Genomic DNA, 17624 nt, shown 5'->3' with positions numbered 1-17624 from the left:
TCTTACCGTTACACCTTTTCGCTTCATCCTCTTCGAGCACTCGCCCCATGAGCTTCAGCCCCCTGATCCGCCAACTGATCGAATCGCTGCGCATCCTGCCCGGTGTCGGCCAGAAGACCGCCCAGCGCATGGCGCTGCAACTGCTCGAGCGCGACCGCAATGGCGCTCAGCGGCTGGCCCAGGCACTGAGCCAGGCAATGGAGGGCGTGGGTTACTGCAAGTCGTGCCGCAGCCTGAGCGAGAGCGAGCTTTGCCAGATTTGTGAAGACCCGCGCCGCGACGACAGCCTGCTCTGCGTGGTGGAGGGGCCGATGGACGTGTATGCCGTCGAACACACCGGCTTTCGTGGGCGTTACTTCGTGCTCAAGGGCCACTTGTCGCCCCTCGATGGCCTGGGGCCGGAGGCCATCGGCATTCCCGAACTGTTGGCGCGCATCGAGGCGGGGCAGTTCAGTGAAGTGATTTTGGCCACCAACCCGACGGTGGAAGGCGAAGCGACCGCCCATTACATCGCCCAGCTGCTGGCCGGCAAAGGCATGGTCGCTTCGCGCATCGCCCACGGCATGCCGCTCGGTGGCGAGCTGGAGCTGGTCGATGGCGGCACGCTGGCTCACGCTCTGGCAGGCCGTCGGCCGATCAGCCTCTGATTGGTACTGGGGCGTCACGCTGGCAGAGTTAGGAATACCTGTAATTTGTTTCTGAGAAGCATTACCATTCGTGCGTTATCCCCGCACGGTGATGGTGTGCTCGATGTCGTTCGTTTCCTCCCAACAGTCCTTGCAGCAGCTGTATCTCGAGCACAGCGGCTGGCTGAACGGCTGGCTGCGCAAGCGCATGGGCTGTGCTGAGAATGCCGCGGATCTTGCCCAGGACACCTTCGTGCGCCTGCTCGCCAAGCACCGCGAAGTGCCGCCACTGCGTGAACCGCGAGCTTATCTCTCGACCATCGCCCATTCACTGCTGGTCAACCACTGGCGTCGCCAGGCGATCGAACGCGCCTATCTCGACGCTCTGGCGATGCAGCCGGAGCCGCACGCACCGTCGCCGGAAACCACCGAGCTGATCATCGAAACCCTGCTGGCCATCGACGCCATGTTGCTGCGCCTGCCCGCCAACGTGCGCGAGGCGTTCCTGCTTTCCCAGCTCGACGGGCTGACCTACGCGGCCATCGCCACGCGCCTGCAGGTGTCAGAACGCATGGTCAAGAAGTACATGGCCCAGGCCATGCTGCAGTGCCTGCTGCTGGCCGAGGGTTGAGCCGTGGCGCCCGATCACGCTGCCTTGCAGCAGGCTGCCGAATGGTTCGCGGTGCTGGCCGATCCGCCAGTCAGCGCCCAGCAGCAGCGTGCCTGGCAGCAATGGCTGGCGGACCGCCCCGAGCACGCCGCGGCCTGGCTGCGGGTCGAGGCTATCAGCAGTCAGTTCGCCAGGCTGCCTGCCGATACCCACCGCCGCGCCGCGGCTCAGGCCTTGCGCAGCCCTGCACGCAGCCGGCGGCAGGTGCTCGGGCTGTTCGCCGTGCTGGGTGGCGCAGGGTTGTTGGCGGCTGCCGGGCAAGGCCGGCCCTGGCGCACCTGGCTGGCCAGCGAGCGTACCGGAATCGGGGAAATCCGGGATCTGCGCCTGGCCGATGGCAGCCACCTCTGGCTGGCCAGCCGCACTGCCGTGGACATCGATTACAGCGCCTCGATCCGTTTGTTGCGATTGCTGCAGGGCGAGGTGCTGCTCGACACCGCCAGGGACCCGCGCCCGCTGCTGCTCGATACCCGGCACGGCCGGCTGCAGGCCCTCGGCACCCGGTTCAGCGTGCGCGAAGGCGAGGATTTCACCCAGCTCAGCGTATTCGCCGGGGCCGTGCGTATCGAGCCGTCGCCGGTACGCGCCGCCCAGGTGCTGCAGGCCGGCCAGCAGGTGCGCTTCAGCGCCAGCGATATCTCGGCCAGCGAGCCCGTTGACCCGGCGCGCCAGGCCTGGAGCCGCGGCATGTTGCTGGCCAATGACCGGCGCCTGGGCGATTTCATCGCCGAGCTGGCCGACTACGTGCCCGGTTACCTGGGCTGCGATCCGCGGGTGGCCGATCTGCGCCTGGTCGGCGCCTATCCGTTGGGCGACACCGGGCGCATTCTCGACGCCCTGGCCGGCAGCCTGCCGATCCGCGTCAATCGGCGGTTGCCCTGGTGGGTGACGGTAGAGCCGCTGACCGGCTGATGGCCTGCCGGTGAAATTATTCGTGCCAATGCGGTTCCCCTTTTTCGATCTCGCTTGGCCTCAGTGCATCCGGCCCTTGCGCACCCTGCGCGGGCGATGTCTCGAGGACTGCTGCATGTCGTCACCGCTCTGCTTTTCGCCCCTTGCTCTGCGCCGTTCGGTCCGCCTGGCCACCCTAGCCCTGGCGGCCTGTTCGCCGCTGTTCGTGCAGGCCCAGGCCGTCGATGCCGGCAGCCATCAGCAGGCGACGCGCAGCTACCAGATTCCGGCTGGGCCGCTGTCGGCGGCACTGAGCCGTTTCGCAGCGGAGGCGGGCGTGCTGCTGTCGGTCGATGCGCAGCTGACTGCCGGCAAGCAGAGCCCGGGCCTGCAGGGCGAGGCGGGTGTGGACGACGGCTTCGCGCGGCTGCTGCAGGGCAGCGCCCTGCAGGCCGTCGCCGATGGCAGCGGCGGCTACTCCCTGGAAGCTGCGGCGCCAGCCGGTAGCGCTTCGCTGGAGCTGGACAGCACCGATGTACGCGCCTTCGCCCTGGGTAATGCGCTGGGCAGCATGGACGGCTACAACGCCACCCACAGCAGCGTGTCGACCAAGACCAGCAAGGCGCTGGCGAAAACCGCGCAGAGCGTATCGGTGGTCACCCGCGAGCAGATCGAGCGCCAGGGCGCGCTCACCGCTGCCGATGCCATGCGCTACAGCCCGGGCGTGCTGACCAATCCTTATGGCAACACCCATCGCTACGATTACCTGGCGATTCGCGGCATCAACGACGGCTCTGTGGACAACATCACCATCGATGGCCTGAAGTCCATGGGCGATCCTGGCTCCTACAGCAGCCTGCAGATCGACCCATACTTCATCGAGCGCATCGACATTCTCAAGGGGCCGTCTTCGGTACTGTACGGGCGCAGCAACCCGGGCGGCCTGGCGGCCATCAGCACCAAGCGCCCGGAGTTCACCCAGTCCGGCCGGGTGGACCTGTCCTATGGCAACAACGCCCGCAAGTCCCTGGGCTTCGACGTCACCGGGCCCTTGAACGAGAACATCGCCTATCGGGTGGTCGGCCTGGCCAAGGACGCCGATGCCCAGGCCGATCACGTCACCGAGACGCGCTATGCGCTGATGCCCAGCCTGGCACTGAATCTCAGTGACGACACGTTCATGACGCTCTACGCCTACTTGCAGGACGATCCCAACGGCGGCTATCACGGCAGTCTGCCTGCGTCTGGCACCGTGCACAAACGCAACGGGCAGCGCATCTCGAGCAGCTTCTTCGAGGGTGACCCGGCCATCGAGGAATTCACCCGCACCCAGCAGATGCTTGGCTACGAGCTGGAGCACCGCTTCAACGACACCTGGAGCGCGCGGCAGAACTTCCGTTACCTGGATGCGCGGGTGTCGAACAGCCAGGTCTGGGGTTCGGGCTACGTCAGTGCCAACAGCAACGAACTGTTCCGTGGCTACAGCGGTGGCCAGGAGCAGTTGCACGCCTGGATCGTCGACAACATGCTGCAGGCCGATTTCGCCACCGGCGCAGCCCAGCACACCCTGGTGCTGGGCCTGGATTATCAGTACTCGAAGAACAAGATCGCCGCTCAGAGCGATACCGCAGGCGCACCCATCGACGTGTTCGACCCGGTGCAGAATTACGGTGACCTGACGGCCTTGCGTTCTACCAACGATGCCCTGCGGCGCCAGAAGCAGACCGGCCTGTACCTGCAGGACCTGGTCGAGATCGACAACTGGAACCTGTCCTTCGGCCTGCGCCAGGACTGGTACGACGTATCCATCGATGACGAGATCAGCGGCAAGGACGACAACCAGGGCGAGAAGCTCAGCGGCCATGTCGGCGTGCTCTATGCGTTCGATAACGGCCTCTCGCCCTACGTCAGCTATTCGACCTCGTTCAACCCGACCTCCAATTACTCCAGCGGCGCGCAGATCCTCGACCCGACCACCGGCGAGCAGTGGGAAGCCGGCCTCAAGTTCCAGCCGCCTGGCACGGACGATCTGTACACCCTGTCGTTCTTCAACCTGGAGATGGAGAACCTGTACGCCAAGGAAAACAGCCTGGTCACCGACAGCTTCTACAAGGGCGTGGGCGGCATCCGGTCACGTGGCGTCGAGCTGGAGGCGCGCTTCAAGCCGGTCGACAACCTGCAACTGATCGCCAGCTACACCTATGCGGACGTTTCCTACAGCAAGTCCTACTTCGTCAACGATGGTGCCGCTGTGGTGGACGCCAAGGGCAATACGCCGCCGCAGACGCCCGAGCGTATGGCCAGCCTGTGGGCCGATTACCGCTTCAGTGACGGCGCACTGGCCGGTTTGACCGTCGGAGCCGGCGCGCGCTATGTCGGCCACAGCGAGGGCAGCGAGCTGAACGACTTCGACGTGCCGTCCTACACGCTGTTCGATGCGTCGGTTGGTTATGACCTGAGCCAGGTCGGTTTGAAGGGAACGTCGCTGCAGCTCACTGCCAACAACCTCACCGATGAGTACTACGTGGCGTCCTGCTACTCGGCAAGGGCCTGCTACCTGGGTGAAGAGCGGACGCTGACGGCGACCGTCACTCAGCGTTTCTGAGAGACGGCTTTGTCGCTGCGTTCGGATTCATCGACGGGGGCTGCAAAGTAGCGAAAACGGACGGCCGACCGCCACTTGTGGGAACGGGCCATGCCCGTGATTTCGCGGGTATGGACTAGGCGTCCCCGCCCGCTCCCACAGGTATTGCATCGATGTTCGCTTCTGCCTTGTAGTTGCCTCTACATGCGCATACAAGACTTTGAACAGGTTCTAAGAGCCTGTTTACGATCTTTTGAGCAGTAGTACGAGAAAAGCCAAATGGATGAACTGCAAGCTGGTGTTGAGCTTACGCTCGCAGTTCTTCCATAACCGCCTGCACTTCTCCAGCCAGGTAAAGCTTCGTTCCACCACCCAGCGCTGTGGCATTACGGCAAAGGTATGCAGCTCGCTACGTTTGGCAATCTGCACCTCTGCACCAATCAGCTCTTTCACAGCACCGGCAAATGGCTTACCTACGTAGCCCCCATCGGCCAAGACGTTTTGCACATCTCTCAGATGGCTGGCGCAACGCTTGAACGCCAGCAGTGCCCCTTTGCGGTCGGTGACGTCGGCGGTGGTCACCGCAATGGCATGGGGTAATCCCTGGGTATCCACTGCGATGTGACGCTTGATACCCGAAACCTTCTTGCCCGCGTCATAGCCTTTCTCGCAGGCACTATCGGTGTTCTTCACGCTCTGTGCGTCGACGATCAAAAAGCTCGATTCCGATTTGCGCCCCTGTTTTATACGGGCCGCGCCAACCTGATTTTTTAAGGGCTTGCTCCAGCACGCTTACCCCATTCTGATCAGGCTCACTCCATTGACTGAAGTAGCGGTGCACAGTTTGCCAACGTGGGAAATCGCTAGGCAGCAAGCGCCACTGACAGCCTGTTTTCAACAGATACAGCACCGCGCACCACACCTCATACAGCTCCACGGTGCGAGGCTTGGTACGCTTGCGGGCGCTTTCCAGCAAAGGACGGATTTGTTCAAACTGCTCGTGACTCACATCGCTCGGGTAACGGTGCTTTCTCATACCCATAGTGTGCAGGAAAAGATCCGAGACAGGTTCTAAGAACTTGGCCCGTTTTTGTGGGAGCCGCGACCTCGCGGCGAATTAGTCAGGCACCGCCGATAGGCAGTCAGGCTGCAATCGTTTCGCCCCGGGGGCGTGGCTCCCACAGGTTGGTTTGAGTGGCCGCTTCCGCCTTTCAGCAGCCCTTTTACGCTCAGCCTGCATTGCGCAGGCGGTGTATGTCGCGCAGCGGTGGGGCGCCAAACAGGCGGCTGTACTCGCGGCTGAATTGCGAGGGGCTCTCGTAGCCGACGCGAAAGCTCGCCGAGGCCGCTTCCAGGCCTTCGCTGAACATCAGCCGACGCGCCTCCTGCAGGCGCAGCTGCTTCTGATACTGCAGCGGGCTCAGGGCGGTGACGGCCTTGAAGCGATGGTGCAGGGTCGAGGCGCTGAGGTTGACCTCGCGGGCCAGTTCCTCGATGCGCAGCGGCTTGTCGTAATGCCGGTTGATCCATTCGATGGCACGGGCGATGCGGTGGCTCTGGCTGTCGGCCATGACGATCTCGCGCAGGCGCTGGCCCTGGGGACTGCGCAGCAGGCGATAGAAAATCTCGCGCAGGGCCAGCGGCGCCAGCATGCCGGCGTCGCGGGGCGTGTCGAGCAGGCGCAGCAGGCGAATCACCGCATCGAGCATCGACGCGTCCAGGCGGTCGACGAACAGCGCGCGGCTCGGGCCGGGCGCCGGCAGGCCGATCGGCCCGGCGGCGGAGAGCAGTTCGCTGATCACCGCCGGGTCGATGTCCAGGCGTACGCTCAGGTAGGGCTGCTCGGGGGTCGCTTCGATCACCTGGCCGGTGACCGGCAGGGTGACCGACGCCACCAGGTAGTTGAGCGGGTCGTAGTAATACTGCTCGGCACCCAGGCGAATTTCCTTGCGGCCCTGGGCGATGATGCACAGGCACGGCCGGTAAAGCGTCGGCATCGGCAGGCTGGGCGCCGTGGTATAGGCCAGCCCGAGGCCGTCGATAAGGGTATCGTGCATACCCTCGGTCGGGGTGTTCTGCTGAATCAGGTGGGCCAGTTCGCGTTGGCGAAAGGCCAGGTCATCAGGCTGGTCGGCTTGCATCATGTACTCACTCGCGAATTTGTGCGAAGCCTATCCGGGAATTGCCCAGACGTCCTGTACGGCCATCGATCTTCGGAGTATTGGGCAAGCGTTGCGCAGCATTAGGCAATCGCCTGCGCTACATGCCGCGAACTGAGCGGGTGAGGGCGGCGCTTTAGCGAATATCCGCACGATCAGGCAAGAATGTTCCAGTATCCGGCTAACGTGAAAGGGGCCTCGGCTCCTACTCTGGATCCATCGCGGCACCGTTCGCCGCACTGACCAGAGGATCGCACCATGAACGATATCCAAGAAAAAGTCGTACTCATCACCGGCGCCAGCAGTGGCATTGGCGAAGGTTGTGCACGCTTGCTGGCCGAGAAGGGCGCTCGTGTCGTGCTCGGCGCCCGCCGGGTCGAGCGCCTCGAGCAATTGGTCGAGGAGATTCGCGCGTCCGGAGGCCAGGCCATCGCCCGCCGCCTGGACGTGACCGACGCCGCCGACGTGCAGGCCTTCGTCGATGCCGCCATGGCCGAGTACGGCCGCGTCGACGTGCTGCTCAACAATGCCGGGGTGATGCCGCTGTCGATGATCGAGGCGCTGAAGCTGGACGAGTGGAATCGCATGATCGACGTCAACATCCGCGGCGTGCTGCACGGCATCGCTGCAGCCTTGCCGGTCATGCAGGCCCAGCGTAGCGGGCAGATCATCAACGTGGCGTCGATCGGCGCCTACCGGGTCTCGCCGACCGCGGCGGTGTATTGCGCCACCAAGTACGCGGTGCGGGCGATCAGCGACGGCCTGCGTCAGGAGGTCGGTGGCGACATCCGCGTCACCCTGGTGTCGCCTGGCGTGGTGGAATCGGAACTGGCCGACAGCATCTCCGATGAAGGCGCCCGCGACGCCATGCGCGAATTTCGCAAGGTGGCCATCAGCCCGTCGGCCATCGCCCGGGCCGTGGCCTATGCCATCGAGCAACCGGCGGACGTCGACGTCAGCGAACTGGTGGTGCGCCCGACGGCAAGTATTCACTGACAGGGCAATGCCACGGCGGATCCGCCGTGGCATTGCCGACTGGATCTATGGAGAAAAACATGACCCTGCAAACCCACATCACCGTGCTCGAAGCCGCTCCTGGTCGTTGTGAGGAACTGGGTGGCTACCTGCGTGACCTGCTGGAGCCGACACGCCGGCTGGACGGTTGCCTGGCGTTCGAACTGCAACGTGATCGCCGACGCTGGCAGTTGCACAGCCGCTGGCGCAGCCCTGCCGACCTCGAGCGCTACTTCGCCCAGCCGCTGTTGCAGGAGGTGCTCGGTAGCGCATGGAGGAGCGGGGCGATCCAGCACCTGCAAAGCCGCGCTGCCTGACGGCAGAAAACGCAAACGCCCCGGTCCATGCCGTAATGCTGTTCACTTAGGCTGCAGAGCGAGATGATTCATCGCTTGTATTGGCCTTGAAACCCAGGAAAAACGTCGCTTCCACATTTCGAAAAAGCGGCGTTTTTTCTTAAGTGAACAGCATTACGGTCCATGCCGGGGCGTTTGCGTTGATGTGGCGGGCGCTTACTCGACCAGCGTCAGAGTCACGTCGATGTTGCCTTGGGTCGCGTTGGAATACGGGCAGACGATGTGCGCCTTGTCGATCAGCGCCTTGGCCTCTTCACGATCCAGGCCCGGCAGGGTGATCTTCAACTCCACTTCGATGGCGAAGCCAGTGGGCACCGCGCCGATGCCGACGATGCCTTCGATCCAGCTGTCCGGCGAAACCTTGTGCTTGTCGCGCGCCGCGACGAACTTGATCGCGCCCAGGAAGCACGCCGAGTAGCCGGCTGCGAACAGTTGCTCGGGGTTGGTACCCTGGCCGCCTGCGCCGCCTAGCTCCTTCGGTGTGGTCAGCGCGACATCGAGCACGCCGTCGGAGGAAATGGCACGGCCCTCACGGCCACCAGTGGCTTCAGCGTAGGCGCGGTAGGCAACGGTTTCGATAGACATGGTGAAATCCTCGTATTTGATTTGTGCGATGTTTGTTAGTGCGCAATTCAATTGCTCGAAGCGAACTCTAGTCGTGATTTAGTTTGCGCGCAAGGTATTTTCGAGAAGTCGCAAGATTGTCGATCCTGAATCGTCTCGACGACGCTCAGTGTAGACCTGGGCTGTTACCTGTCGATTGCACGCCTGTGCTCAGAGGCTGTCCTGCAATTGCTTGCGCAGGGCGGTCAGCTCGGCGGTGAGCTTGGCCAGGCGCTCGGCCGTCTGGGCGCTGGCATCAAGGATGCAGCCGGGAATCTGTCGGGCCTCGGCGTGCAGGGCGCGGCCCTTGTCGGTGAGGTGCAGGTGCACCACGCGCTCGTCGGCGCTGCTGCGCTTGCGGTCGATCAAGCCCTCGGCTTCCAGGCGCTTGAGCAGAGGGGTGAGCGAGCCAGGGTCGGTGAGCAGGCGCGCGCTGATCTCGCTCACGGTGATGCCGTCGCCTTCCCATAACACCAGCATCGCCAGGTACTGCGGATAGGTCAGGCCGAGTTTCTTGAGCAGCGGCTTGTAGACCTTGGTCATCATCAGCGAGGTCGAATGCAGGGCGAAGCACACCTGGTTGTCGAGCAGCAGATCGGCGCAGGTGTCGTCGGTGGTCATGGAAGCTCCGGGATGAGGGCAGGCAAGGGCGCAATTTAGCGCGCCGGTCCGGTCGATGCCAGCCAAAGCGGCAGCGCATGGCGCCACTAGGCAGCCTGCAGCCGGCGCTGGTCACCTTGCCAGTGCCCATCTGGCATACAATGTCGCACCGCTTGTGCGGCACCGATCAGTCGTCAGGGAGTGAACACATGAAGAGTTTGATGGCGAGTTTCGCCGTGCTGTTGCTATTGGCCGGCTGCACTACGCCCGGCAAGCCGCCGGCGTTGCAGGTGCCGGTGACCGGCAAGATCAACCCGACCCGAGTGCAGGTGACGCCGAGTGACGCCGATATCGAAGCGGCCAAGTCCAGCCTGTTTACAGCCATCGATGCCGATGGGGTCGCATTCGACTCGCTGTTCGGCACGGCGGCCAACGTAGCCGGCGATGATCTGGCGGTGTGCGGCTTCGCCAAGCGCGACGATCAGGACGGTGCGCTGTATTTCGCCTATTACAACGGCGAACTGCTGCTGTGGGATGAAGCCGCGCCCCATGGCACCAGCACCGAAAACCAGTTCCTGGCGATGATCTGCTCCTACCGCTAGATAATTAATGACCTAACAGGCGCTGCGGTGGTGGCAGACGCTTGAGCGTCGCGGCTTTGCCACGCGCCGCCATGCGCCGCTTGGCCGGGCATATGCCGGTGACCCCGCGAAAGATGCCCAGCGCGCCGGCAGCGATGTCGGTCAGCCCGAACAGGCCGCCAATGGCCAGCCCCTTGCGAATCAGCAGTGCGCCGCCGGCGATGGAAATCACTCGCTCCATGGGCGCCAGGTTGGTCGCGCTGTGTTTGCTGTCGTGTGCAGGCATGGGAGCTCCAATCAAGAGGCTTTCCTCAGGGCGCTGAGCAGTTCGGCTTTGCGCATCGTCGAGCGACCGCTGATCTGCCGGGCGCGGGCCAGGTGCAGCAATTCCTGTTTGCTCTGTTCGTCGAGGGGGCGGTTGGGGTGCACCTCGCCGCGTCGGCTAGCGGCTGCCTGGCGGGCGGAATCCTTGCGGGCGCGGGTTTTCTGCCCGGCGCTGGTCTGGCGTCCCGAGCCGCCGGCGCGCTCGCCACCGCCGGACTGCTTGTTGACCGTCGCCCAGGCCCTGGCGCGCGCCTGATCTTCTGGGATACCGCGCTCCTCATAGCTGGATTCGATGGCCGCCGCCTTGCGTTTCTGGGCCGCGGTGTACTTGTCTTTGCTTCCACGTGGCATGTCGGGCTCCTCGTCAGAACGACACTGGTCAAAGGCACTGGCCGATACCCCTGTGGCAGGCCGGCAGCGTGCCGAGTTCAGGGGGCTGGATGAGTGGTCGTCGGCAATTGGGCAGACGAATTGAACTCTCCTCCGGGTGCCGGACTCATTGCTAAGTGCTTTTGGGGCAGGGCGCGCCGAGCTCTGGCATGCGCCCGCCAGCCGCCGAACCTTATTCGAGGAGATGACGATGAAACGTGATTGGGAACTGATCCGTGAACTGCTGCTGCAGATCGAAGCACTGGAAACCGGACACCACTTTTACCCGCAGCAGGTCGGCGAGCACACTGCCGAATCGGTCAGCTACCATATTCATCTGATGTGCCAGGCCAACCTGATCGAGTGCTCCCAGCACCATCCGTGGAACGGCGCGCCGGTTTCCATCGCTAATGGCCTGACCCTGACCGGTCATGATCTGCTCGACGGCATCCGCGAAGATTCGCTTTGGGAAGCCAAGAAGGCCTTTCTGCAGGCCCGCGCCGGCGGCATCACCTATGAAGGTCTGAAGAACGCGCCGACTGCCGACTCCATGTTGTTCGCCGCCAGCCGCGGCACCGAAGAGGGTCATAACGGCCACGTCTATAACTGATTCAGGGAGAGAACCCGCATGGCCGAGGAAGCAGTGAAAGCAACAGACACCGTCGATACTTTCAAACAACTGATCCTGGCCAAGCTCAGGTATTCGGTGGGCAAGGACCCAGGTAACGCCTTCGCCCACGACTGGTTCGAAGCGGTCGCCCTGGCGGCTCGCGACCATCTGGTCGATCACTGGGAAGACGCTTCCCTGCAGGTCGACCGTCAGGAGCAGAAGCGCGTTTACTATCTCTCGCTGGAGTTCCTGATCGGCCGCCTGCTGGTCGACAACCTCAGCAACCTCGGCCTGCTGGATACCGCCCGCGAAGCGCTGGCGCAGCTGGACGTGGACTTCGAGCAGATTCGCAATCTGGAGCCCGACGCCGCCCTCGGCAACGGTGGCCTGGGCCGCTTGGCCGCCTGCTTCATGGAAAGCATGGCGACCCTGAACATCGCCGCCCACGGTTATGGCATCCGCTATGAGCACGGCCTGTTCCGCCAGGTGGTGGTCGACGGCTGGCAGCAGGAGCACACCGAAACCTGGCTGGATTTCGGCAACCCATGGGAGTTCGAGCGCCCGGAAGTCAGCTACAGCGTCGGCTTCGGCGGCAGCGTGGTGAACCTTGCCGATTCTGGCGACATCTCGCGCCACGAGTGGCACCCCAACGAGCAGGTGCGCGCCATTGCCTACGACACCCCGGTGGTCGGCTGGCGCCATTCCAGCGTCAATACCCTGCGCCTGTGGCGTGCCCGCGCCGAGGAAGACCTGCAGCTGGAGCGCTTCAATGCCGGCGATCACTTCGGCGCAGTGGCCGACGTGGTCAAGGCCGAGAGTATTTCCCGGGTACTCTATCCGGCGGACAGCACCGAGGCTGGCCAGGAATTGCGTTTGCGTCAGGAGTTCTTCTTCGTTTCGGCGTCGCTGCAGGATTTGATTGCTCGGCACCTGGAGCTGAACCTCGATATTCATTCGCTGCCCGACCGCGTCGCCATCCAGCTCAACGACACCCACCCGGCGATCGCCGTGGCCGAGCTGATGCGCCTGCTGGTCGACGTGTACCGCCTGGAGTGGTTCGAGGCCTGGAAGCTGACTACCGCGACCCTGTCCTACACCAACCACACCTTGCTGCCCGAGGCGTTGGAGTCCTGGCCGGTATCGCTGATGGAGCGCCTGTTACCGCGGCACATGCAGATCATTTATCTGATCAATGCGTACCACATCGATTCGCTGCGTGCGAAGGACATCCATGATTTCGACCTGCTGCGCTCCATCTCGCTGATCGACGAGGATCACGGCCGCCGCGTGCGCATGGGCAACCTGGCATTCCTGGGTTCGCACAGCATCAACGGCGTGTCTGCTCTGCACACCAACCTGATGCGCAAGAGCGTGTTCAGCGATTTCCATCGCCTGTATCCGGAGCGCATCAACAACAAGACCAACGGCGTGACCTTTCGGCGCTGGTTGTTCCAGGCCAACCCGCAGTTGACCGAGCTGCTGGTCGGCGCGCTGGGCGAGGGCGTGCTCGACACACCGGAAACCACCCTGCGTTCGCTCGAACCGTTCGCCGCCAAATCGTCGTTTCGCAAGCAGTTCGCCGCCCAGCGCCAGCACGCCAAACGAGCCCTCGCCGAACTGGTGCGCGAACGCATGGGCATCAGCCTGGACACCCAGGCGATCTTCGACGTGCAGGTCAAGCGCATCCACGAGTACAAGCGCCAACTGCTCAACCTGCTGCACACCGTGGCGCTGTACCAGGCGATGCGCAACGACCCGGCCACCGACTGGGCGCCGCGGGTGAAGATCTTCGCCGGCAAGGCCGCGGCCAGCTATCACCAGGCCAAGCTGATCATCAAACTGGCCAACGACATCAGCCGCACCGTCAACGCCGACCCGACCCTGCGCGGGCTGCTCAAGGTGGTGTTCATCCCCAACTACAACGTCAGCCTGGCCGAGGTGATCATCCCGGCAGCCGATCTCTCCGAGCAGATTTCCACGGCTGGCCTGGAGGCCTCCGGTACCAGCAACATGAAGTTCGCCCTCAACGGCGCGCTGACCATCGGCACCCTGGATGGCGCCAATGTGGAGATGTCCGAGCAGATCGGCCGTGAGAACATGTTCATCTTCGGCATGACCGCCCAGCAGGTCGCGGCCCGTTCGCGGCGTGATCTGAACATGAGCGCCGAGGTGGCGGCTTCCGAGCGGCTGGCGGGGGCCTTGGAGGCGATTCGCTCCGGGGTGTTCTCGCCGGACGATCCGGGCCGCTACACCGGGCTGATCGACGGTCTGCTGGCCCATGACCGCTTTCTGGTCTGCGCCGACTTCCAGGCCTACTGGGAGGCGCAGCGCAAGGTCGACATCCTCTGGCGCACGCCGGACCGCTGGTGGCAGGCGGCGGTGCTCAACACCGCCCGTACCGGCTGGTTCTCCTCGGATCGCACCATCCGCGAATACGCCAAGGAAATCTGGAACGTGTCCGGCATCGACAACTGATCGCTGCGCAACAACGAGAAGCCCGGCATGCCTCGCACATGCCGGGCTTTTTCATGCTCAGGCCAGGCGTTAATGCCGTCCGTCCTGTTGCAGGGCATCGCCTCGCTAAATAACCCGAACGTCCCTACTCACATGGCCTCACATTCCTGAGGCGTCCATACGTCCAAACCGCGCCTGCCTGAGCGCGGAGGACGCTGTTGCCCCCGATCGATCGATCCGGCGGGCGATACCCATGTGAGGAGAGATGACTGATGGAATCCAAAGACAAGGGCCGTACCAGCGAGTTGGCGGGAACCGATACCGTCGACCGCGGCAACAGCAACAAGAAGATCGAGCAACTCGAACGTTTCCGTGAAGACGCCACCGGCCAGGCCCTGACCAATGACCACGGCACGCGCATTGCCGACAACCAGAACAGCCTGCGTGCTGGCGAGCGCGGCCCGTCGCTGCTCGAAGACGTGTTTCTGCGCGAGAAGCTCACCCACTTCGACCACGAGCGCATTCCCGAGCGTGTGGTGCATGCCCGCGGCGCAGCGGCCCACGGTTACTTCCAGGTCTACGAGGACCTGAGCGAGCTGACCAAGGCGGACTTTCTCACCGACCCGAGCAAGAAGACCCCGGTGTTCGTGCGCTTCTCCACCGTGCAGGGCCCGCGCGGCTCGGCCGACACCGTGCGCGACGTGCGCGGTTTCGCCACCAAGTTCTATACCGACGAAGGCAACTTCGACCTGATCGGCAATAACATGCCGGTGTTCTTCATCCAGGACGCCATCAAGTTTCCCGACTTCGTGCATGCGGTGAAGCCCGAGCCCCATAACGAGATCCCCACCGGCGCATCCGCCCACGACACCTTCTGGGACTTCGTATCGCTGACCCCTGAGTCCGCCCACATGGTGCTCTGGACCATGTCCGACCGCGCCATTCCGGTCGGCTTTCGCGGTATGCAGGGCTTCGGCGTGCACACCTACCGGCTGGTCAACGCCGAAGGCCGTGCACACTTCGTCAAGTTCCACTGGCGCCCGGTCGCCGGCGTGTTCTCGCTGGTCTGGGACGAAGCGCAGAAGCTTGCCGGCAAGGACCCGGACTTCCACCGCCGCACCCTGTGGGACGACATCGAGAACGGCGACCCGCTGGAGTGGGAGCTGGGCCTGCAGGTGATTCCCGAGGAAGACGAGCACAAGTTCGACTTTGATCTGCTCGACGCCACCAAGCTGGTGCCCGAAGAACAGGTGCCGGTGCGTGTGGTCGGCAAGCTGGTACTCGACCGCAACCCGGACAACTTCTTCGCCGAAACCGAGCAGGTGGCCTTCCAGATGGCCAACATCGTGCCCGGGATCGACTTCACCAACGACCCACTGCTACAGGGCCGGCTGTTCTCCTACACCGACACCCAACTGCTGCGCCTGGGCGGCCCGAACTTCAACGAGATCCCGATCAACCGTCCGGTCTGCCCGTTCCACAACAACAACCGCGACTCCTTCCACCGCCAGACCATCAACAAGGGCCGGGCTTCCTATGAGCCGAATTCCATCGATGGTGGCTGGCCGAAGGAAACTCCCGAGGCTCCGAAGGGCGGCGGCTACGTCAGCTATCCCGAGGAAGTGTCCGGGCCGAAGATCCGCAAGCGCGCCGAGTCGTTCGGCGATCACTTCTCCCAGGCGCGGCTGTTCTTCAACAGCATGAGCGACGCCGAGAAAGCGCACATCGTCGCGGCGTACAGCTTCGAGCTCGGCAAAGTCGAGCGCCTGTACATCCGTGAGCGCCAGGTGCATGAGATTCTCGCCAACATCGATCTGGATCTGGCCAAGCAGGTGGCGGCCAACGTCGGTGTCGACGCACCGAGCGGGCCCACCGTGCAAGTGCCGGAAATCTCCCTCAAGGAGTCGCCGGCGCTGAGCCAGATGAACCTGCTGCCGGGCAACATCAAGTCGCGCAAGGTGGCGATCCTGATCGGCGACGGCGTCAAGCAGGCGGATATCGATGCCCTCACTGCAGAGCTCGATAAGCAAGGTGCGCAGTTCAAGCTGTTGGCGCCGAGTGCCGCGCCGGTGAAGAGCGATGCTGGCAAGCAGTTGGTGCCCAACGACTCCATGCAGGGCTTGCCGTCGGTGGCCTTCGATGCAGTATGGGTGCCGGGTGGCACGAGCTTCGCCAAGGCCCTGGAGGGCGATGGGGTGGCGCTGCATTACCTGCTCGAAGCCTACAAGCACCTCAAGGCCATTGGCCTGTGCGGCGAATCGGCGGACCTGCTCAAGCTGCTGAGACTCAAGGAAGACGAAGGGCTGCTTACCGGGAAGACGGGCAGCGGGTTGATTCAGCCATTCACCGCGGCCATCGCCAAGCACCGCGTGTGGGCCCGCGAGCCACTGACCAAGGCGATTCCAGCCTGATGTGAAAAAGCCCCTGTACCGCGAGGTGCACGGGCTTTCAGCTGGGTATTGGAACCTTTTCAAAATCGTCCGGCCCGGTTTCAGCGCTTTGCCTGCAAAGTGGCGGGAGCTGCCGTTCCCACAATGGATCAGCCGTAAGGCGGACGGCGCCTCATCCGTCCACCGCTTTTACGATCACAATGGTGGATGAAAAAGCGCCGGCTACGCGCCCCGATCAAGCCTACGAACTTGGCCCGTTTCTGTAGGAGCCGCGACCTCGCGGCGATCCGTTCAGGCGCTACCGATAGGCAACTAGGCTGCGATCTTTTCGCCCCGAGGTCGGGGCTCTCACAGGTTGGTTTGAGTGGCCGCTCTGCCTTATAGCAGCCTCTTCAACATTGCCTAAAAATCGTCAACTGATTCTTAGCTCATCAGCGCGTGCGCATGCTGCTGACAGGTACGCTGGGCACGGGCGCGCAATTTGGCGCGACGCGGTGCGTGCTGGCGACGCCATACCGGATCGCTGGGTGAGGCGGGCAGGGGCGGGAATTCTTCGGCCAGCTGGGCTTCAAGCTGGTAACGGTTGAGCAGGCGCAGCATGCCCCACAGCATGGCCGCCGATACCAGTAACCAACCGGAAATCATCAACAGAATATAGCTTTCAGGACTCATGGGGCCTCCTCGGCCTGCGGGCGAGAGTCGACGTGCAAACGCTGTTTGACGCTCGTCCCCTGCAGGCATTGGTCTATCACGCTGCAGGCGTAATGTTGCAGCGTCATGAATGCATTGGCGGGCTGTTGAAAAACTACCTGCGTTGCCATCGCGGCGTTAAAAGCAGGCTCAAAATGCTCATTTACAGCCTGTAAACTGCGCTTTTTCGCCTCCTTTTGCCTTGCGCTGGCTGCCTCGCCAACGTTTTTCAACGGCCCACCAGGCTCTTTGCCGGGCGCATCAACGAGCGTCCACGCCAGCGGCGATTTGTGCAGGCTGTGTTGCAGGTGTTCAAGTTTCTCGGTGGGTAGCCCGTCATCGCGATCCAGCCAGCCGTGCTCGCCGATCAGCATCAAGCGTCCGACTCGCGCCGTCGGCAGCCCTTCGAGCAAGGCGATGATGGCGTCGTAGCTGCTCTCGAACCCTCCAATATGAAGCGAGCGACTGTTCAACACCACGATCACCGCATCCGTGCCGGCAACGCTTCGCGCCACACTGTCGGCGTTGAACAGCGTGCCGCTCTTGGCCGCCAGGCCTGGGCGCGGGGCGATATCGGTCGGGTCATCGACGATCACCACGACCTGCAGGCCGCGCTCTAGCAGCACGTCCTGCAGCGCGTCGGTGATGCGATCCGGCGCGCCGTAGAGGGCGATTTTATCGATGGGGCTAAGGTCGCTCATGA

The 17624-nt window shown here is 63.4% G+C and carries 18 protein-coding genes; 10 read left to right on the top strand and 8 right to left on the bottom strand.

What is annotated here, in order from left to right:
* Positions 1-47: 47 nt before the first annotated feature.
* The 4 genes from recR to BVH01_RS16815 all read left to right on the top strand — a co-directional run bounded on the left by recR (position 48) and on the right by BVH01_RS16815 (position 4792).
* Positions 48-647 (top strand): recombination mediator RecR, encoded by a 600-nt coding sequence (recR, locus tag BVH01_RS16830; protein ID WP_013791928.1) that lies wholly within the window; start codon positions 48-50, stop codon positions 645-647.
* 103 nt (positions 648-750) lie between these two features.
* Positions 751-1257 (top strand): sigma-70 family RNA polymerase sigma factor, encoded by a 507-nt coding sequence (locus BVH01_RS16825; RefSeq protein WP_075931446.1) that lies wholly within the window; start codon positions 751-753, stop codon positions 1255-1257.
* Between the two features lie 3 nt (positions 1258-1260).
* Positions 1261-2208 (top strand): FecR domain-containing protein, encoded by a 948-nt coding sequence (locus tag BVH01_RS16820; protein ID WP_075931445.1) that lies wholly within the window; start codon positions 1261-1263, stop codon positions 2206-2208.
* A 115-nt stretch (positions 2209-2323) separates the two neighbouring features.
* On the top strand, positions 2324-4792 hold the full coding sequence (locus BVH01_RS16815) for a TonB-dependent siderophore receptor (protein WP_075931444.1): 2469 nt from the start codon (positions 2324-2326) through the stop codon (positions 4790-4792).
* Between the two features lie 222 nt (positions 4793-5014).
* On the opposite strand, the gene BVH01_RS24145 is transcribed toward BVH01_RS16815, so the two are convergent.
* A protein-coding gene (locus BVH01_RS24145; RefSeq protein WP_139317862.1) for an IS5 family transposase occupies positions 5015-5807 on the bottom strand; the annotation gives its coding sequence in 2 pieces (ribosomal slippage) (positions 5015-5537 and positions 5536-5807; 795 coding nt in all).
* 193 nt (positions 5808-6000) lie between these two features.
* Entirely contained in the window at positions 6001-6912 is a 912-nt protein-coding gene (locus BVH01_RS16800) for an AraC family transcriptional regulator (RefSeq protein WP_075931504.1), read from the bottom strand.
* Between the two features lie 276 nt (positions 6913-7188).
* Between BVH01_RS16800 and BVH01_RS16795 the strand changes: the two genes are divergently transcribed.
* On the top strand, positions 7189-7926 hold the full coding sequence (locus BVH01_RS16795) for an SDR family oxidoreductase (RefSeq protein WP_075931442.1): 738 nt from the start codon (positions 7189-7191) through the stop codon (positions 7924-7926).
* Positions 7927-7985: 59 nt separating this feature from the next.
* The gene (locus BVH01_RS16790; protein WP_075931441.1) at positions 7986-8261 is read left to right on the top strand and encodes a putative quinol monooxygenase; all 276 of its coding nucleotides are present in this window, start codon (positions 7986-7988) and stop codon (positions 8259-8261) included.
* Between the two features lie 195 nt (positions 8262-8456).
* Here BVH01_RS16790 and BVH01_RS16785 read toward each other — a convergent pair whose 3' ends face one another.
* Positions 8457-8885 (bottom strand): organic hydroperoxide resistance protein, encoded by a 429-nt coding sequence (locus tag BVH01_RS16785; RefSeq protein ID WP_073264773.1) that lies wholly within the window; start codon positions 8883-8885, stop codon positions 8457-8459.
* A 189-nt stretch (positions 8886-9074) separates the two neighbouring features.
* Entirely contained in the window at positions 9075-9524 is a 450-nt protein-coding gene (locus BVH01_RS16780) for a MarR family winged helix-turn-helix transcriptional regulator (RefSeq protein WP_075931440.1), read from the bottom strand.
* 188 nt (positions 9525-9712) lie between these two features.
* On the opposite strand from BVH01_RS16780, the gene BVH01_RS16775 reads away from it, so the two are divergent.
* Positions 9713-10105, top strand: a complete 393-nt coding sequence (locus tag BVH01_RS16775) for a hypothetical protein (RefSeq protein WP_075931439.1) — start codon at positions 9713-9715, stop codon at positions 10103-10105.
* A 4-nt stretch (positions 10106-10109) separates the two neighbouring features.
* On the opposite strand, the gene BVH01_RS16770 is transcribed toward BVH01_RS16775, so the two are convergent.
* Positions 10110-10370 (bottom strand): DUF2892 domain-containing protein, encoded by a 261-nt coding sequence (locus BVH01_RS16770; RefSeq protein WP_075931438.1) that lies wholly within the window; start codon positions 10368-10370, stop codon positions 10110-10112.
* A gap of 11 nt (positions 10371-10381) precedes the next feature.
* Complete coding sequence (locus tag BVH01_RS16765; protein WP_075931437.1) at positions 10382-10759, bottom strand: termination factor Rho; 378 nt, start codon at positions 10757-10759, stop codon at positions 10382-10384.
* 229 nt (positions 10760-10988) lie between these two features.
* Here BVH01_RS16765 and BVH01_RS16760 point away from each other — a divergent pair, with 229 nt between their 5' ends.
* From BVH01_RS16760 to katE, 3 genes are all read left to right on the top strand, one after another.
* Entirely contained in the window at positions 10989-11387 is a 399-nt protein-coding gene (locus BVH01_RS16760) for a DUF2513 domain-containing protein (protein WP_075931436.1), read from the top strand.
* An 18-nt stretch (positions 11388-11405) separates the two neighbouring features.
* Positions 11406-13862, top strand: a complete 2457-nt coding sequence (locus BVH01_RS16755; protein ID WP_075931435.1) for a glycogen/starch/alpha-glucan phosphorylase — start codon at positions 11406-11408, stop codon at positions 13860-13862.
* 251 nt (positions 13863-14113) lie between these two features.
* A complete protein-coding gene (katE, locus tag BVH01_RS16750; RefSeq protein WP_075931434.1) occupies positions 14114-16252 on the top strand; it encodes a catalase HPII in 2139 nt (712 codons plus the stop codon).
* 402 nt (positions 16253-16654) lie between these two features.
* Here the strand turns inward: katE and BVH01_RS16745 are convergent, their stop codons facing one another.
* Together BVH01_RS16745 and BVH01_RS16740 are read right to left on the bottom strand one after the other, a co-directional pair.
* On the bottom strand, positions 16655-16903 hold the full coding sequence (locus tag BVH01_RS16745) for a hypothetical protein (RefSeq protein ID WP_075931433.1): 249 nt from the start codon (positions 16901-16903) through the stop codon (positions 16655-16657).
* Positions 16900-17622 (bottom strand): NAD(P)H-binding protein, encoded by a 723-nt coding sequence (locus tag BVH01_RS16740; protein ID WP_075931432.1) that lies wholly within the window; start codon positions 17620-17622, stop codon positions 16900-16902. Before BVH01_RS16740 ends, BVH01_RS16745 begins: the two co-directional genes overlap by 4 nt.
* Between the last annotated feature and the right edge of the window lie 2 nt (positions 17623-17624).

The organism is Pseudomonas sp. PA1(2017), assembly GCF_001945375.1.
In the GTDB taxonomy this organism is placed as follows: domain Bacteria; phylum Pseudomonadota; class Gammaproteobacteria; order Pseudomonadales; family Pseudomonadaceae; genus Aquipseudomonas.
Note: the sequence above shows the minus strand (reverse complement) of the source record. Positions and strands in the feature narration are given on the sequence as shown.